This is a genomic window from uncultured Shimia sp., assembly GCF_947498095.1.
In the GTDB taxonomy this organism is placed as follows: Bacteria; Pseudomonadota; Alphaproteobacteria; order Rhodobacterales; family Rhodobacteraceae; genus Shimia.
Genome location: NZ_CANMJE010000015.1, coordinates 18,332 through 33,615 on the forward strand (window position 1 = coordinate 18,332; position 15,284 = coordinate 33,615).

The following is a 15,284-nucleotide window of genomic DNA, read 5'->3' on the forward strand; positions in this document are numbered from 1 at the left end:
ATTGGAGCAATCGCAGACATCTTGTTGTCTAGCCCGGCTCGCGACAACACGACCGGCCCATAGCCGACCTTGGTGGGCTGCGCAGCGATTGTCTGGATTTAAACCAATAGCCGGATGTTATCTTGTCGAAGTCACTCATTGCCTTTCTATAAAAAATTAAGGCTGTAACCTATGTTCAGGCTGTGAGCCCGATAATATCCGTTTGCAAAATCTGTCGGGATAACCACTTGGGTCGTACTCAGCCGGTTGTCATACATCCATTTTCAGCGATTGGTTCGCTGGTGATCAGGCGCCCCGCGTGCGGATGTAACTGGCGTAAAGGCGCTTGTATGCTGGGTGGATGCACCGGCTTTCTCGATCGAGACATTCTGGCGCTTGGCGTAGTCTGCGGCCATCGCGTCCATCTCATCTTCAAAGCCCGCCGCGCATGTCATCGGCGTGTTTGCCTTCCATGATCTCGCTACGGGCAACCGCTTTCTCGACATGTTCGAGGGCATCGTTACTGCCTTGATGGGCGCGCTTCTGGATGCCGGAAATCGTGCTGCCCTGTCCGAACAGGTCTGAAAAATGGCTCATGATGTTCTCCTTTTCTAAAGTGTCTTAGCCCCCTAAAACTGTGCCACTATTTAGTGTCATGAGAGGATGTGGGGATGGCTCGGAAACGGCATTCGGCATCAAATCGGCAAGAAATCATCCTTGTTTCGGCAGCGCGATGCCATCTTCTTAAGTTCTGCTGACCTCATCCAATACCTGCAACGCACAGGACTGAGGAAGGAGCAGACAAATGAAAACATCAACCAGCAACACCCGCTACCCGGCGCAACCGGCAAAGCAGGCGCCTCAAACCCCTGCCCCAAAATGCCGTTCATGTTTGACGACTGGGCGATGATCTGAGCACGAATTTCGTGCATGACACCGGTTAAACACTTGCCTAGGCTGGCCGAATGCATTCACCGGTTTCATCTATTCGAAATCTCGGCCCGGCCTTTGAGGCCGCCTGCAAACAGGCTGGCATACATTCGGCAGAAGAGTTGCGCGAACTTGGGGCCGACGACGCCTATGCGCGTCTGCTGCAATCAGGAACCCGGCCGCATTTCATCGGCTACTATGTACTGGTGATGGGGCTTCAGGGCCGCCCCTGGAACGATTGCAAGGGCAAGGAAAAAGCCGCTCTACGACAGCGATTTGACGCGCTCAAAGCCCGTGCGCATGACAAGGGCCGCTCCGATCTGGAAGCGGCCCTCAACAGGATCGGCGTTATCGAAAAACGCCTTTGATCTTCATTTTGGCAAAAATACTCCGGGGAGCGCGAGGGGTTGGCCCCTCGCCTGCGCCGGCCTTAGCCGACCAGTTCGAGGCCCGAGAAGAAATACGCGATCTCGACGGCCGCAGTTTCGGGAGCGTCCGAACCGTGAACCGAGTTTTCGCCAACTGATTCAGCAAATTCTGCGCGGATGGTGCCCGCTGCCGCGTCTGCCGGGTTGGTTGCGCCCATGACTTCGCGGTTTTTCGCGATGGCGCCTTCGCCTTCCAGAACCTGAGCGACGATGGGAGCCGAGGCCATGAATTCGCACAGTTCGTCGTAGAACGGACGCTCGGCGTGAACCGAGTAGAACACGCCAGCTTGTGCTTTGGTCAGGTGGATGCGTTTTTGTGCAACGATGCGCAGGCCAGCTTCTTCGAACTTGGCATTGATTGCGCCAGTCAGGTTGCGGCGGGTGGCATCGGGTTTGATGATCGAAAAGGTGCGTTCCAGCGCCATGTGTCAGTCTCCTAAATGCGGGAACAGGCACCCTGCCCGTCCCAATGTGCGAATTGGCGCCCCGATACCACGGGCAAAGCGACTTGAAAAGCAGTGATTGACGCCGCTCTTGTGTTCGGTCAAACGGTGCGCATGCTCAAGATTTCAGACATCAGTTATTCCGTCGAAGGCCGCCCTTTGTTTGAAGGCGCAACTGCGACCATTCCACCGGGCCACAAAGTCGGGCTTATCGGGCGCAATGGCGCCGGAAAAACCACGCTTTTCCGCCTGATCCGCGGAGAACTGGCGCTCGAAGGGGGGGCTATTTCTCTCCCCCAGCGCGCGCGCATCGGTGGGGTTGCCCAGGAAGTTCCCGGCAACGAGGTCTCACTGATTGATACCGTGTTGGCCGCAGACACTGAACGAGCGTCGTTGATGGCTGAAGCGGAAACCGCCACAGACTCGCACCGGATTGCAGATATTCAAACCCGTTTGGCTGACATCGATGCCTGGAGTGCCGAGGCGCGCGCGGGCTCGATCCTCAAAGGCCTGGGGTTTGACCATGCCGAACAACTCAAACCCTGCTCTGCCTTTTCGGGTGGTTGGCGTATGCGTGTGGCCTTGGCCGCTGTTCTATTTTCGCAACCTGACTACCTGTTGTTGGACGAACCGACCAACTATCTGGATCTGGAAGGCGCACTTTGGCTGGAGAATTATCTGGTCAAGTATCCCCACACAGTTCTGATTATCAGCCACGACCGCGAGCTATTGAACCGATCTGTCGGTGCCATCCTGCATCTGGATGAACGCAAACTGACCTATTACACCGGCCCCTATGACCAGTTCGCACGCCAACGCGCCGAACAGCGCGCAGTTCAGGCGGCAGCAGCGAAAAAGCAACAAGCCCAACGCGAACACCTTCAGGCCTTTGTGGACCGCTTCAAAGCCAAGGCCAGCAAGGCCAAGCAGGCACAGTCTCGTGTAAAGATGCTGGAAAAGATGACGCCCATTACAGCGCCCGAAGATGCGGCGCGCGTGGTCTTCACTTTCCCCAAACCTGAAGAACTGTCTCCGCCCATCATCGCCATCGAAGGTGGCTCAACGGGATATGGTGACACTGTTGTTCTGAAAAACCTCGATCTGCGCATTGACCAGGATGACCGCATCGCCCTTTTGGGGAAAAACGGCCAAGGCAAGTCCACGCTGGCAAAGCTTTTGTCTGGGCGTTTGGACGCGATGGGTGGAAAATTCACCACATCCAACAAACTTCGGATCGGGTTCTTTGCCCAGCATCAGGTTGACGAGCTTTATGTTGACGAGACCCCCATCCAGCACCTTCTGCGCGAACGACCAGCCGAAGGTCAGGCACGTTTGCGCGCCCGCCTTGCAGGCTTTGGTCTGGGCGCGGCCCAGGCCGAAACCGAAGTGGGACGACTGTCTGGTGGTCAAAAGGCGCGTCTGTCGCTGCTTCTGGCCACGTTAGATGCGCCGCATCTTTTGATCCTTGATGAACCGACCAACCACCTTGATATCGAAAGCCGCGAAGCGTTGGTTGAGGCGCTGACGGCCTACTCGGGCGCTGTTATTCTGGTCAGCCACGATATGCATTTGCTGACGTTGGTGGCGGATCGCCTTTGGCTGGTCAACAACGGCACCGTGAAGCCCTACGAAGAAGACCTGCCAACATATCGCAAGATGTTGCTGACCGCAGACAGACCGGCAGGCAAATCCAAACCCAAACCAGCAGCCAAACGCGCAACCCGTGATGAGGTTCTAGCCCTCAAAGCTGAGGTGAGGAAATGCGAGCAACGCGTTGAAAAGCTGAATGAAATGTCAGACAAGCTTGCCAAGAAACTCGCGGATTCGTCGCTCTATGAAGACGGCAAACTGGGTGAGATGGAGGTCTGGCAAAAGAAATACGCCGAGGTGCGTGACGGCATGGACCGTGCCGAAGAGTTATGGATACGCGCCCTTGAAAAGCTTGAAAAAGCTGAAAGCAGAGGCGTAACCTAATCCGATGGACAGCGCCGCCCTGATCACCGCTTTTGTCACGCTCTTTGTGATTATCGACCCGATTGGGCTGACACCGATGTTTGTCGCTCTGACCCAAGGGGTTGATGCTGCGTCCCGGCGGTCAATCGCACTCCGGTCCTGCCTGATCGCGTTCGCCATTCTTGCCTTGTTTGCATTTTTTGGTGAGGCCGTTCTTGGATTTGTCGGCATTTCGATGCCCGCCTTTCGCATCGCCGGTGGTGTCTTACTATTCCTGACCGCGCTCGACATGCTGTTTGAGCGCCGGACAAAACGCCGCGAAGACCGGGTGGACGAGGACGAAGGCCCTGACCCATCGGTGTTTCCGCTTGCGATCCCGCTGATTGCCGGGCCCGGTTCAATTGCCACGGTGATCTTGCTCAGTGGCCAATTGGGATCAGGGATTTCCGGCGCAGCCTTGGTGCTGGGAGTGGCCGTGGCAGTGCTCGTGGTTGTGATGGGCTTTTTTCTGATGGCTGGCGTGCTGGAACGGGTTCTGGGCAAGACCGGCGTCAATGTCGCAACCCGTCTTCTGGGCATGTTGTTGGCGGCCTTGTCGGTGCAATTCATTCTTGAAGGGTTGCGAGATTTCGGTTTCGCCGCCTGACTTTATCCGGCGCAATGCCGTGCCTATATACCTCTGAACAAGGAGGCGACATGGACGAACATGACTACATGAGCTTGGTTTACCTGGTGGTCCTAGGCAGTGCAGTGATCTTTTGGTTCGTGACAAGCCATCGCCAGAGTTTCAGCAAGAACATCCAACAAGGTTTGGCGTGGGTTTTGATCTTTGTTGGCGTGCTGGCTGCCTATGGCATGTGGGAAGATATTCGCAGCACTGTGCTTGTAGAACACCGCGTAGACGCAGACACCGGTCAGATTGAAATTCCCCGCAGCCCTGACGGCCATTACCGGCTGGCACTGGATGTGAACGGATCGCGGATCGACTTTGTCGTCGACACCGGGGCGACAGACATCGTTCTCAGCAAAGCCGACGCCATCCGCGCTGGCTTCGATCCCGAGGCGCTGCCCTATTTCGGACGGGCCTATACCGCCAACGGCGAAGTGCGCACCGCACCAGTCGAACTTGACGAAATCCGTTTGGGCGACCTGATCGATCGAAACATTCCGGCCAGCATCAACGAAGGAGAGTTGAACCAGTCTTTGCTGGGCATGCGGTATCTTCAACAGTTCAGTGAGATTACGATCACCGGTGGAAAACTGATCCTTACAAGGTAAGGAACCCTGTTTAATCGCTGGTTTTTTCGGCCTTTTTCTGCCAACGCCCGTCGTCTTCAGACCAGTACTCGGCCGCGCACCCTGCGTTGGTCAGGGATGTCCATTGTGTGCGGGCATGGGCCACGGCGGCCTCGTCATGACCGTCAAACAGGATCACACCCCGTTCTGCCGCCTGCACCTCATCGGGCGTAATATCGGCGCCATCAATACTGACGACATAGACAGCGCCGTTAAGGTTGTCCGCGGCGGTTGTGAGCAAGACCGGCTGATCCGCGTCATGCGAGCCCCCTGCCATGCCATGTGGCAGAAACCCGGCGTCGCCGCCAGCCTGCCACAGCTTTTGATCCAACCACTCCAGCCGTTCTCGGTTACCGCCGCGTACGAGGATCGGCCAGCCCTGCTCCAACGCCTTACCCACCAGCGTCGTCAATGTGACGTCGACCGGGTTGCGGGTCAGGTGATAGAACAGGGCTTTGCCCATTTTATGCGCCTGTTTCGAAGTGATTGGACACCAATCGGTTCAGCGCCATCACGCCCCAGCCCGTTGCCCCGGTTGGCGCATAGGTACTTTCGAATTTCACGCTGGCCACGCCTGCGATGTCGAGGTGAATCCAGGGTGTGCCTTCGGCGATAAAGCGATGCAGGAACTCTGCGGCCGTGGCAGACCCTGCAGGACGCCCGCCAGTGTTCTTCAGATCAGCAATGCGAGACTTCAACTGATCAGCATAGCCCTGCCCCAGCGGCATCCGCCATGCGCCTTCATGCTCAGCCTCTGCCGCTTTGAGGAAGCGGTTACAAAAACTGTCATCGTTTGAAAACACACCCGCCTTGTGATGTCCCAAACCGATAATGATCGCGCCGGTCAAGGTGGCCAGATCGATGATGCCCGCAGGCGCAAACCGCTCTTGTGTGTACTGCAGCACGTCGCATAGCACCATGCGGCCCTCAGCATCGGTGTTGATGACTTCAATGGTGTCACCCTTCATAGATGTGACTACATCGCCAGGACGCGTTGCACGGGCCGACGGCATGTTTTCGACCAACCCGACAAGGCCCACCACGTTGGCAGGCGCTTTGCGCAAAGCAAGCGCCCGCATGGTGCCAGCGACAACGCCCGCGCCGCCCATGTCCATCGTCATATCTTCCATGCCTCCAGCGGGTTTCAGCGAAATCCCGCCGGTGTCAAAGACCACGCCTTTGCCCACCAGTGCTAGCGGCGCGGCGTCTTTCTCGCCGCCCTTCCACTGCATGACAACAACCTTCGAAGGGCTGTCGGACCCCTGCCCGACACTCAGCAACGCGCCCATGCCCAGGTCTGCCAATTTGTCTTCGTCCAGCACTTCGACCTCAAGACCGATCTCGGTCATGGCTTCAAGCCGGTTGGCGAATTCTGTCGTGGTCAGAACGTTGGCAGGCTCATTTGTCAAATCGCGCGTCATGAACACGCCTTCGGCCACGGCCAACAAGGGTGCAGCAGCGCTTTCAAGGTCGTCCGGCTTTGACGCCATCACTGACACAACGCGCGCATCTTTGTCTTTGTCACCACTCTTGTGATCGTCAAAGCCATAGTCCCGCAGCGCCAAGCCCAAAAGGATATGTTCAGCCCGCCGGAACGATCCAGCACATAACGTGAGTGCTGATTTTCCTCGTGCCTTGGCCAACGCCACACCACACTTACGTGCAGTTTCAATATCCGCGTTGCGGGCGACGAACACCACGTCGACCGCTTCGGCCGCCAATCCCGTTGGAAAGGCAAGTGTTGCAAGTGTTGCAGGCTTGGCATCTGCTGCGCGTTCAGCGATCAACCGTGCCAAAGCACCTTTGGTCAGACGATTGATACGCCGCACGGCAGTATCCATCTTACCGTCCTGCGGCACCAAGAGCGCGATACGGCCCTCGCGCGCCGCCAGCGCATCGGTTTCGGTCTCAAAAAATTCAAACCGTACCGGCTGAACCATAACAATACTCCCCTGTTGCTGCCCAATTCCTAGCGTGCCCACACAACATATGCCAGATAGCAGTTTCCGTACGGCTACATTTCCATTATTGTCGCCCAAAAGAAGAGCACTTGGGGGATTCTCGTGCCGTGAGCAGATTCGACAGATATATGCTGTCGCAATTGTTGATCCTGTTCAGCTTTTTTGCGTTGGTCCTGGTATCTGTCTACTGGGTTAACCGCGCAGTTAAGCTGTTTGATACGTTGATTGCGAATGGCCAGTCTGCGCTGGTCTTCCTTGAGTTTTCGGCGTTGAGCCTGCCCAAGGTGATTTGGCTCGTGATCCCGATGTCGGTTTTTGCCGCAGCGGTCTATGTCACCAATCGCCTGAGCAGCGAAAGCGAATTGACCGTCATGCAGGCCACGGGATTTAGCCCTTGGCGTCTGGCACGCCCGGTTTTGATGTTTGGCATCGTGGTAATGCTCATGATGAGTGTGCTGTCGCACTACTTGGTGCCAGCCAGCACCGAACGTTTGAAACAACGCGAGCGCGATATCACGGAAAACATCACCGCCAGATTGTTGACCGAAGGCACCTTTCTGCACCCCACAAATGGCGTGACGTTCTACATCCGTGAGATTACCGCCGATGGCGTTCTGAAAGACGTGTTTTTGTCTGATGGACGCGACCCAGACCAAATCTCAACCTATACAGCGTCGGAATCATATCTGGTCAATTCAGATACCGGGCCAAAGATGATCATGGTGGATGGGATCGCACAGATCTACACCCCCTTGGACAATCGGTTGTTCACGACGAACTATGCAGATTTCACCTATGATATCAGCAGCCTGATCCGCAGGCCCGAAGAACGGCCTAAGTCCATAGAATTCATATCCACATTTAGATTGCTGAGTGATCCGGAATCCGTGATGGCAGAAACGGGTGCGGGTTATGGCGATGTAATGGAGGAAGCGCACGGCCGGTTCAATCGTCCCTTGATGGTTGTCTCGGCAGCATTAATCGGGTTTGCGACGCTGTTGTTGGGCGGTTACAGCCGGTTTGGAGTCTGGCGTCAGATTGTCATCGCCTTTGTGCTTTTGATCCTAGTCGAGATGGTAAGGTCGACAACGCTTGACCCGGTGACCTCGAATGGCGACCTCTGGCCTTTGATCTATGCGCCTTCGGTCTTTGGGTTCGCCTTAAGCGCCGCTTTGCTCTGGCTGGCGGGGCATCCAATCCATTGGCGACGGAGGCTGGCCGCATGATCATCCACCTCTACTTCGCACGGAAATTTCTGGTGATCTTTTTAGGGCTTCAAGTGGTTTTTCTTGCCCTGCTGATGATGGTAGATCTCATCGACAAGTTGCGCCGTTTCGATGTCGAGGAAGTCGGGTTTTCGACGGTGCTGTATCTCACCATCCTCAAAACGCCCGAGGGCCTTTACCAAATCCTGCCATTGGTTGTGATCCTCGCGACCATTGCCCTATTTCTAGGGCTGGCACGTTCAAGCGAGCTGGTTGTAGTACGTGGGTCTGGCCGTTCGGCGATGTTGTCCCTATTGTCGCCTGTCATCGTCGCTGTGTTGATCGGGATTCTGTCGGTCTCGACCTTCAACCCGATCGTGGCAGCAACTTCGGTTCAGCATGACTCATTGTCGGACCGGTTACGCTCCGGAAGAGCCAGTAGCACCCTGTCGATCAGTTCAGAAGGGCTGTGGCTGCGTCAGGGTGGCGCCGCAGGGCAAGCGGTGATTCATGCGCTCTCGACCAATGCGGATGCGACTGTGTTCTATGACATCAGCATCGTCGCTTATGCGCCGGACGGTGGACCACAAGAACGCATTGAAGCCCGGTCAGCTGAATTGGTCGAAGGTGCCTGGGCCTTAAAGGGCGCAACAGTCTGGCCTTTGGAGCCGGGAAAGAATCCCGAAGAACATGCCAAAAACTTTGACGTTTTGGAGTTTGGCAGCACACTGACCCACGAGCGCATTCGCGACAGCTTTGCAACTCCTTCTGTGATTTCCGTTTGGGATCTGCCGCAATTCATCAGAGATCTGGAAGAGTCCGGCTTTTCTTCCCGTCGCCACAAAGTCTGGCTGATGATGGAATTGGCATCGCCTCTGTTTCTGGCTGCGATGGTTTTGGTCGCCTCGGCCTTCACAATGCGCCATACGCGATTTGGCCGCACAGGTGTGGCTGTTCTGGGTGCAGTCTTGACCGGATTTGCGCTGTACTATGTGCGCAATTTCGCGCAAATTCTCGGCGAGAATGGGCAAATTCCTGTTGCACTAGCCGCCTGGGCGCCTCCCGTTGCCAGTGTCTTGTTGGCACTCGGGCTCTTGTTACATATGGAGGACGGATGACGACTGTTCTTCGAAATCTCGTTTTTTGTATGGTGGCCGTGTTGTTGGCCCTACCTGCTTTTGCGCAGGCGCCGCCCTCTGGCAATGTCGTGCTGATTGCCGACCGCGTTTATCTGACCGGCGAGGATGTCTTGATCGCCGAAGGTCATGTCGAGGCGGTGCAGGGTGATGTGCGTCTAAGGGCCAGCAGAATTCAATACAACCGAACGACGGACTTGGTCACCGTGTCCGGCCCGATCCACCTTCAGCAAGGGTCAGAAATGCGGATCGTGGCCACTTATGCCGAGCTGGATCCTGAATTTCGCAATGCAATCCTGTATAGCGCGCGCGTGGTTCTCAGCGATCAGGTGCAGATGACCTCGACGAAAATGCGTCGCATCGAAGGTCGGTATGATGTTCTTGATAAAACACTGGTCACGTCGTGCCGTGTTTGTAGTGACGGGTCACCTCCTCTATGGCAAATCCGCGCTAGCCGTGTTGTCCATGACGAAGAAGAACGTCAATTGTATTTTGACCACGCACAGTTTCGCGTACTGGACGTGCCGGTCCTGTATTTCCCTCAATTGCGGATGCCGGACCCAACGATGCGACGCGCAACTGGGTTTCTTATCCCGACGTTGCACCAGAGTTCGCTTTTGGGATTTGGGGCTAGAATTCCCTATTTCAAAACTTTTGGGCAACACAAGGACCTGTTGATCCGACCGTTTCTGGCACAGAACACCACAACACTCGAATTGCGGTATCGGCAAGCATTCCGCAATGGACGGATGACTTGGGAGGGGGCGATTTCCGACGATACGCTCGGATATGATCAACCTCGCCATTTCGTATTTGGCGAAGGCAAATTCAATCTCAAACGCGATTGGAAATTGAGCTTCAATGTAAAAGCCGTATCTGATGATGCCTATCTGTTCGACTATGACTATTCGGATGAAGACAGGCTGAACAGTGATATCACACTGCGGCGCTCGCGTCGTGATGAAAACACCCGTATTGCTTTGCTGCATTACCAATCCCTGCGGGACGCCGAAGAAGACAACACCATTCCCTCAATTGTCGGTGTTGCCGAAACCGAACGGCGCTATTTCCCGTCGGCAATCGGTGGTGAGGCCCGAGTAAATCTTCAGTTGCACAGTCACTACAGAGATTCGTCTTTTGATATGGATGGTCCAGACGACGACACAGAAACAGATGGGCGAGACATGACACGGGTCACGGCCGCAGCGTCTTGGCGCCGTAATTGGACACACGACAATGGCCTGCGCTCTGGCGTCACGGGTGAAATTGCCTTTGACGGTTTCCACACAAAAGACGATGCGATCTATGAAGGGTCTGTCTGGCAAGTCACGCCGACTGTCGCCACGCATCTTCGCTATCCTATGACCCGCATAGAAGAAGATGGCACCACCCAGGTTCTCGAGCCACTGGCGCAACTTAGCTATAGTGGTGGCAACACGCTGGATATCGCCAATGACGAAAGCACCCGCGTGGAATTCGACGAGGGCAACTTGTTGGCGCTATCCCGCTTTCCGTCAACCGACAGACGCGAAAGAGGGTTGGTGGCCGCGGTTGGTGTGAACTGGGCGCGCTACGACGTGGATGGTTGGCGGACGAATCTTTCGTTTGGGCAGGTTTACCAGCAAGACCCACATCCGGATTTCACCAACAGCTCGGGTCTCTCTGGCTCGGCTTCGGATTTCCTGATGGCAGGTCAGATCAGCAACGACAAAGGCCTAAGCTTTATGGCTCGAGGCCTGCTCAATGATCTAGACGGACTTAACAAAGCGTCAGCCCGGGCCACATGGACAAACGACACGTTGTGGCTGGATGCTAGTTTTATCTGGCTGCGCGCCGATGCCCGCGAAAATCGCGCCGAAAACTTGTCTGAATGGGTCATCGACACGCGTTATCGTATGAGTCGCCATTGGACGGCACTTGCAGACTGGCGCTACGACGTTCAGGCCGGACAGTCGGCGAAGGCCGGAATTGGCGTTGAATACCGCAATGAATGTGTCAAAATCGGATTTTCCGTCTCACGCAGCTTTGTGACGACCACGAACCTTGAACCAAGAACCGATATCGGGCTGACACTTGCGCTAATGGGCTTTAGTGTTACGGCCAAAGACAAAAGCTATCACCGCACTTGCGGTTAACATTCAGGATGACAGCAGGAATGAATGCTCCGAGTTTCTTTACACGCGTGATCGGTGCCGGTGCTCTTTGCCTCGGTCTGGCCACAGGCGTATTGGCGCAAAGCGCCTTTTCTCCGGCCATCACGGTGAACGATCAGATCATAACCTATTATGAGATCGAACAACGCAGTCTGTTGATGACCCTGATGAACGCCCCGGGCGATGTTCGCAAGGAAGCACGTGATCGGTTGATCGAAGAACGGTTGCAGGTCGCCGAGGCGCACTTTCGCGGAATTCGCCCCAGCGAAGAAGGCGTGATGAGTGGGATTGCTGAATTTGCCGGACGTGCAGGACTGGAGCCTGATGAACTGATCAAAGCCTTGGAAAAGGAAGGTATTGCAGAAGAGACGCTGCGCGACTTTATCTATTCCGGCATGGCTTGGCGGGGGTTGGTGCAATCACGATATGGCCGCAGCGTGCAAATCACCGAACCAGAAATTGACCGCGCGATCGCATCAAACACAGGCGCGGGCGGTTTGAACGTGCTGCTGTCCGAGATCGTCATGGCCGTCACACCGCAAAATGCCGCGCAGGTTCGCGCGCTGGCCAACCAGCTCGCGTCGATCACCACCGCAACCGAATTTGAATCCGCAGCCAAGCAGTATTCTCAGGCCGCAACCAAAGACGAAGGTGGCAAGCTGGACTGGCTTTCAATCACCAAGCTACCGGCCGAGATTCGGCCGTCCATCATGGCACTTGGCCCCAATGAGGTGACCCAACCCATTCAATTGCCTAATGCCATTGCGCTGTTTCAGATGCGTGGCAAGTCTGAGGGCGCCACCTCGGCGCCACGTTACTCTGCAATTGACTATGCGGTCCTGAGATTGCCGGGCGGGCGCACCGCCGAAAACCTTGAACTCACCCGCGACATTGCAGGGCGCATTGACACATGCGACGACCTTTTTGGTGAAGCGCGGGTTTTCCCGGCTGAGTATCTAACGCGCGAAGCTTTAGAACCCAGCAAGATCCCGCGGGATATCTCTTTGGAACTGGCCAAGCTGGACGCCAACGAGGTTTCAACAGCGTTGACCCAAACGGCCAGCACCGGACAGCAACAAATGCTCATGCTGATGCTCTGTGGTCGGACGGCAGAACTGGGAGAAGAGATTTCCCGGGAAGAAGTGGCTGCGATCCTGCGCAACCAGCGCCTGCAATCCTTTGCCCGAGGATATCTTGCACAGTTGCGGTCTGACGCCAAAATCACCGAAGCAAAATGACCTATGCGCCCATTGCCGTGACATGCGGTGAGCCCGCAGGCGTTGGGCCAGAATTGGCAGAGAAAGCTTGGAGCGCTCTTCGAGACGTCACCCCGTTCTTTTGGATCGGAGACCCAGAACATTTGCCGGGATCAGTACCGACGGTCAACATCTCAACACCTGACGAGGCCAAATCCGCGATGGCGCAGGGCTTGCCTGTTTTGCCGATGCCATTTGCCGGAAAAGCAGTGCCCGGCGCGCCCGATCCACGCAATGCTGTCGGAGTCATTCAGGCCATCGAATTGGGAACCAAACTGGCGTTGCATGGCGAGGCAAGCGCGCTTTGCACGGCCCCCATTCACAAAAAGGCACTAAAAGACGGGGCCAATTTCGGCTTTCCCGGTCACACCGAGTTTTTGGCTCATTTGGCCGGAGACGCGGATGTGGTGATGATGCTGGCCAGTGAACAACTGCGTGTTGTCCCGGCGACAATCCACATTGCCCTCAGCGATGTGCCACACGCTCTGACCGCCGACCTTTTGCGCCAGACGATTGAGATAACGACACGAGGGCTGACGGACCAGTTTGGCGTAGATCACCCACGGCTGGCCATCGCCGGCTTGAACCCACATGCCGGCGAAGGCGGTGCAATGGGTCACGAAGAGCTGACGTGGATCAACGGTCTTGTCGATGAGATGCGCGCCGAGGGCCACGATCTGATCGGCCCCCTGCCCGCTGACACGATGTTTCACGCCGCCGCGCGCGCGCGCTATGACGCGGCCATCGCGATGTACCACGATCAGGCGCTGATCCCGATCAAGACGCTGGATTTTGACAAAGGCGTCAATGTCACTCTGGGCTTGCCATTTATCCGGACATCCCCTGATCACGGCACCGCGTTTGACATTGCCGGTCAGGGAAAGGCCAACCCTTCCAGCCTGATCGAAGCGCTGAAGCTGGCGGATCGCATGGCTGCGGCGCGTTCAGATGCAGGAACGAAATAATTCATGAGTGCCATTGATACCCTTCCTCCGCTGCGCCAGGTCATCGCCGATCATGGCCTTTCTGCACGCAAATCACTTGGGCAGAACTTTCTTCTGGACCTGAACCTGACCGCCAAGATTGCCCGGCAAGCGGGTGACATGACTGAATGTGACGTACTTGAAATCGGACCAGGGCCTGGGGGACTAACCCGCGGCCTTCTGGCCGAAGGCGCCCGCAAGGTTCTGGCGATTGAAAAAGACATGCGTTGCATGCCTGCTCTGGCTGAGATCGCGACCGCATATCCCGACCGGCTAGAGGTGATCAACGGCGACGCGCTTGAGGTGGATCCGCTGGCGCATCTGACCCCCCCAATCCGTGTGGCCGCCAACCTGCCCTACAATGTCGGCACCGAATTGCTGGTGCGCTGGCTGACGCCCAAAGATTGGCCGCCCTTCTGGCAGAGCCTCACACTAATGTTTCAGAAAGAGGTGGCCGAGCGCATCGTCGCCAAGCCCGGCTCGAAGACCTATGGGCGGCTGGCAATCCTCGCACAATGGCGTGCTGACGCGAAAATCGTCATGCACCTGCCACCGGGGGCCTTTACGCCCCCGCCTAAGGTGTCCAGCGCCGTGGTGCATCTGAACGCCCTGCCTGAGCCGCGCTATCCCGCGGATGCCAAGGTTTTGAGCCATGTGGTTGCGAAGGCCTTCAACCAACGTCGCAAGATGCTGCGTGCTTCGCTAAAGGGCGTTGCTCCCGATATGGAAGACCGCCTGCGCGCGGCGGGAATTGAGCCGACAGATCGCGCGGAACAGATTGATCTGGAACGGTTCTGCGCCTTGGCCCGCGAAGTGGCGCGCACATAAAAAAGCCCCGGGCGCGATGCCGGGGCCTTTCCAAATTCTTTTAACAAGCGATTACTCAGCGGCTTCGGGGTTGTCCGGTGCAGGTGTGTCAGCCACAGGGGCGTCGTCTTGCTTTTTTGGGGCCCGGCGGCGCGGTTTGCGCGGCTTGGGTTTGTCTTCAGACTTGGCCTCGGGCGTCTCAACCAAACCTGCATCTTCACTTGCACTGGCATCAATGAAGTCGGGCTGCGGGGCTTCTGAAGGGTCAGAAGAAGCCGGGGCTCCTGCACCGTTGGCTTCGCGTTCCTGACGGTCAATGCGTTCCTGGCGCTCGCGGTCACGTTCCGCTTGGCGCTCACGGTTCTGGCGCTCTTGTTCTTCACGCTTGGCTTCTTGCTCGCGCTGAGCTTCGGACAACAGGCGAAGATAGTGTTCGGCGTGCTGCTGAAAGTTCTCGGTTGCCACACGGTCATTGCCCAACTGCGAGTCACGCGCGAGCTGGTTGTACTTGTCGATAATCTGTTGCGGAGTGCCGCGTACCTTGCCCTCGGGGCCGGAGCTGTCAAACACACGATTGACGATATTTCCGGAGGGACGATTGCGGTTGTTCTTACGCGAACGGGATTTGGAAGATCTCATATAACTCTGGTCCAGCCTGGGTCAAATATGTGTCGTGTTCCCGTTTCACGCCTCTTGCGCTCTGAATGACCGGGTGTCGACTTTTGGGCTTGGCGTCCGGGGAGCCGCACTAGGG

At 56.4% G+C, this 15,284-nt stretch carries 16 protein-coding genes; 10 read left to right on the forward strand and 6 right to left on the reverse strand.

Annotated elements, in window-relative coordinates; translation table 11 throughout:
* Positions 1–263 precede the first annotated feature (263 nt).
* Positions 264–434, reverse strand: a complete 171-nt coding sequence (locus Q0932_RS18100; protein WP_299356236.1) for a hypothetical protein — start codon at positions 432–434, stop codon at positions 264–266.
* On the reverse strand, positions 412–576 hold the full coding sequence (locus tag Q0932_RS18105) for a hypothetical protein (RefSeq protein WP_299356238.1): 165 nt from the start codon (positions 574–576) through the stop codon (positions 412–414). Before Q0932_RS18105 ends, Q0932_RS18100 begins: the two co-directional genes overlap by 23 nt.
* 368 nt (positions 577–944) lie before the next feature.
* Between Q0932_RS18105 and Q0932_RS18110 the strand changes: the two genes are divergently transcribed.
* A complete protein-coding gene (locus Q0932_RS18110) occupies positions 945–1,277 on the forward strand; it encodes a TfoX/Sxy family protein (protein WP_299356240.1) in 333 nt (110 codons plus the stop codon).
* A 62-nt stretch (positions 1,278–1,339) separates the two neighbouring features.
* On the opposite strand, the gene ndk is transcribed toward Q0932_RS18110, so the two are convergent.
* Positions 1,340–1,762 (reverse strand): nucleoside-diphosphate kinase, encoded by a 423-nt coding sequence (ndk, locus tag Q0932_RS18115; protein ID WP_299356242.1) that lies wholly within the window; start codon positions 1,760–1,762, stop codon positions 1,340–1,342.
* 132 nt (positions 1,763–1,894) lie between these two features.
* Here ndk and Q0932_RS18120 point away from each other — a divergent pair, with 132 nt between their 5' ends.
* The 3 genes from Q0932_RS18120 to Q0932_RS18130 are packed head-to-tail and all read left to right on the forward strand — an operon-like array spanning position 1,895 to position 5,011.
* Positions 1,895–3,754 carry an ABC-F family ATP-binding cassette domain-containing protein gene (locus Q0932_RS18120; RefSeq protein WP_299356326.1) on the forward strand — a complete coding sequence of 620 codons (1,860 nt, stop codon included), beginning with the start codon at positions 1,895–1,897 and terminating at the stop codon, positions 3,752–3,754.
* Between the two features lie 4 nt (positions 3,755–3,758).
* Entirely contained in the window at positions 3,759–4,379 is a 621-nt protein-coding gene (locus Q0932_RS18125; RefSeq protein WP_299356244.1) for a MarC family protein, read from the forward strand.
* A gap of 50 nt (positions 4,380–4,429) precedes the next feature.
* Entirely contained in the window at positions 4,430–5,011 is a 582-nt protein-coding gene (locus Q0932_RS18130) for a TIGR02281 family clan AA aspartic protease (RefSeq protein WP_299356246.1), read from the forward strand.
* A 10-nt stretch (positions 5,012–5,021) separates the two neighbouring features.
* Here Q0932_RS18130 and Q0932_RS18135 read toward each other — a convergent pair whose 3' ends face one another.
* Together Q0932_RS18135 and Q0932_RS18140 are read right to left on the reverse strand one after the other, a co-directional pair.
* Positions 5,022–5,492 (reverse strand): DNA polymerase III subunit chi, encoded by a 471-nt coding sequence (locus Q0932_RS18135; protein ID WP_299356248.1) that lies wholly within the window; start codon positions 5,490–5,492, stop codon positions 5,022–5,024.
* Between the two features lies 1 nt (position 5,493).
* On the reverse strand, positions 5,494–6,969 hold the full coding sequence (locus tag Q0932_RS18140; protein ID WP_299356251.1) for a leucyl aminopeptidase: 1,476 nt from the start codon (positions 6,967–6,969) through the stop codon (positions 5,494–5,496).
* A gap of 128 nt (positions 6,970–7,097) precedes the next feature.
* On the opposite strand from Q0932_RS18140, the gene lptF reads away from it, so the two are divergent.
* Genes lptF through rsmA form a run of 6 tightly spaced genes read left to right on the forward strand, consistent with a single transcriptional unit; the run spans position 7,098 to position 14,551 of the window.
* Positions 7,098–8,216, forward strand: coding sequence for an LPS export ABC transporter permease LptF (gene lptF / locus Q0932_RS18145; RefSeq protein WP_299356253.1), 1,119 nt, complete (start codon positions 7,098–7,100; stop codon positions 8,214–8,216).
* The gene (gene lptG, locus Q0932_RS18150) at positions 8,213–9,313 is read left to right on the forward strand and encodes an LPS export ABC transporter permease LptG (RefSeq protein WP_299356255.1); all 1,101 of its coding nucleotides are present in this window, start codon (positions 8,213–8,215) and stop codon (positions 9,311–9,313) included. Before lptF ends, lptG begins: the two co-directional genes overlap by 4 nt.
* A complete protein-coding gene (gene lptD, locus Q0932_RS18155) occupies positions 9,310–11,466 on the forward strand; it encodes an LPS assembly protein LptD (RefSeq protein WP_299356257.1) in 2,157 nt (718 codons plus the stop codon). Before lptG ends, lptD begins: the two co-directional genes overlap by 4 nt.
* A 20-nt stretch (positions 11,467–11,486) precedes the next feature.
* On the forward strand, positions 11,487–12,722 hold the full coding sequence (locus Q0932_RS18160; RefSeq protein ID WP_299356259.1) for a peptidylprolyl isomerase: 1,236 nt from the start codon (positions 11,487–11,489) through the stop codon (positions 12,720–12,722).
* Complete coding sequence (pdxA, locus tag Q0932_RS18165) at positions 12,719–13,705, forward strand: 4-hydroxythreonine-4-phosphate dehydrogenase PdxA (RefSeq protein ID WP_299356261.1); 987 nt, start codon at positions 12,719–12,721, stop codon at positions 13,703–13,705. The genes Q0932_RS18160 and pdxA overlap by 4 nt, the downstream gene beginning before the upstream one ends.
* A gap of 3 nt (positions 13,706–13,708) precedes the next feature.
* Positions 13,709–14,551, forward strand: a complete 843-nt coding sequence (rsmA, locus tag Q0932_RS18170; RefSeq protein ID WP_299356263.1) for a 16S rRNA (adenine(1518)-N(6)/adenine(1519)-N(6))-dimethyltransferase RsmA — start codon at positions 13,709–13,711, stop codon at positions 14,549–14,551.
* A 51-nt stretch (positions 14,552–14,602) separates the two neighbouring features.
* Here the strand turns inward: rsmA and Q0932_RS18175 are convergent, their stop codons facing one another.
* The gene (locus Q0932_RS18175; protein ID WP_299356265.1) at positions 14,603–15,169 is read right to left on the reverse strand and encodes a DUF4167 domain-containing protein; all 567 of its coding nucleotides are present in this window, start codon (positions 15,167–15,169) and stop codon (positions 14,603–14,605) included.
* Between the last annotated feature and the right edge of the window lie 115 nt (positions 15,170–15,284).

Coding starts and splice junctions, on each gene's coding strand:
- Q0932_RS18100 (WP_299356236.1), bottom strand. CDS start 434: ATGACATGCGCGGCGGGCTTTGAAGATGAGATGGACGCGATGGCCGCA.
- Q0932_RS18105 (WP_299356238.1), bottom strand. CDS start 576: ATGAGCCATTTTTCAGACCTGTTCGGACAGGGCAGCACGATTTCCGGC.
- Q0932_RS18110 (WP_299356240.1), top strand. CDS start 945: ATGCATTCACCGGTTTCATCTATTCGAAATCTCGGCCCGGCCTTTGAG.
- ndk (WP_299356242.1), bottom strand. CDS start 1,762: ATGGCGCTGGAACGCACCTTTTCGATCATCAAACCCGATGCCACCCGC.
- Q0932_RS18120 (WP_299356326.1), top strand. CDS start 1,895: ATGCTCAAGATTTCAGACATCAGTTATTCCGTCGAAGGCCGCCCTTTG.
- Q0932_RS18125 (WP_299356244.1), top strand. CDS start 3,759: ATGGACAGCGCCGCCCTGATCACCGCTTTTGTCACGCTCTTTGTGATT.
- Q0932_RS18130 (WP_299356246.1), top strand. CDS start 4,430: ATGGACGAACATGACTACATGAGCTTGGTTTACCTGGTGGTCCTAGGC.
- Q0932_RS18135 (WP_299356248.1), bottom strand. CDS start 5,492: ATGGGCAAAGCCCTGTTCTATCACCTGACCCGCAACCCGGTCGACGTC.
- Q0932_RS18140 (WP_299356251.1), bottom strand. CDS start 6,969: ATGGTTCAGCCGGTACGGTTTGAATTTTTTGAGACCGAAACCGATGCG.
- lptG (WP_299356255.1), top strand. CDS start 8,213: ATGATCATCCACCTCTACTTCGCACGGAAATTTCTGGTGATCTTTTTA.
- lptD (WP_299356257.1), top strand. CDS start 9,310: ATGACGACTGTTCTTCGAAATCTCGTTTTTTGTATGGTGGCCGTGTTG.
- Q0932_RS18160 (WP_299356259.1), top strand. CDS start 11,487: ATGAATGCTCCGAGTTTCTTTACACGCGTGATCGGTGCCGGTGCTCTT.
- pdxA (WP_299356261.1), top strand. CDS start 12,719: ATGACCTATGCGCCCATTGCCGTGACATGCGGTGAGCCCGCAGGCGTT.
- rsmA (WP_299356263.1), top strand. CDS start 13,709: ATGAGTGCCATTGATACCCTTCCTCCGCTGCGCCAGGTCATCGCCGAT.
- Q0932_RS18175 (WP_299356265.1), bottom strand. CDS start 15,169: ATGAGATCTTCCAAATCCCGTTCGCGTAAGAACAACCGCAATCGTCCC.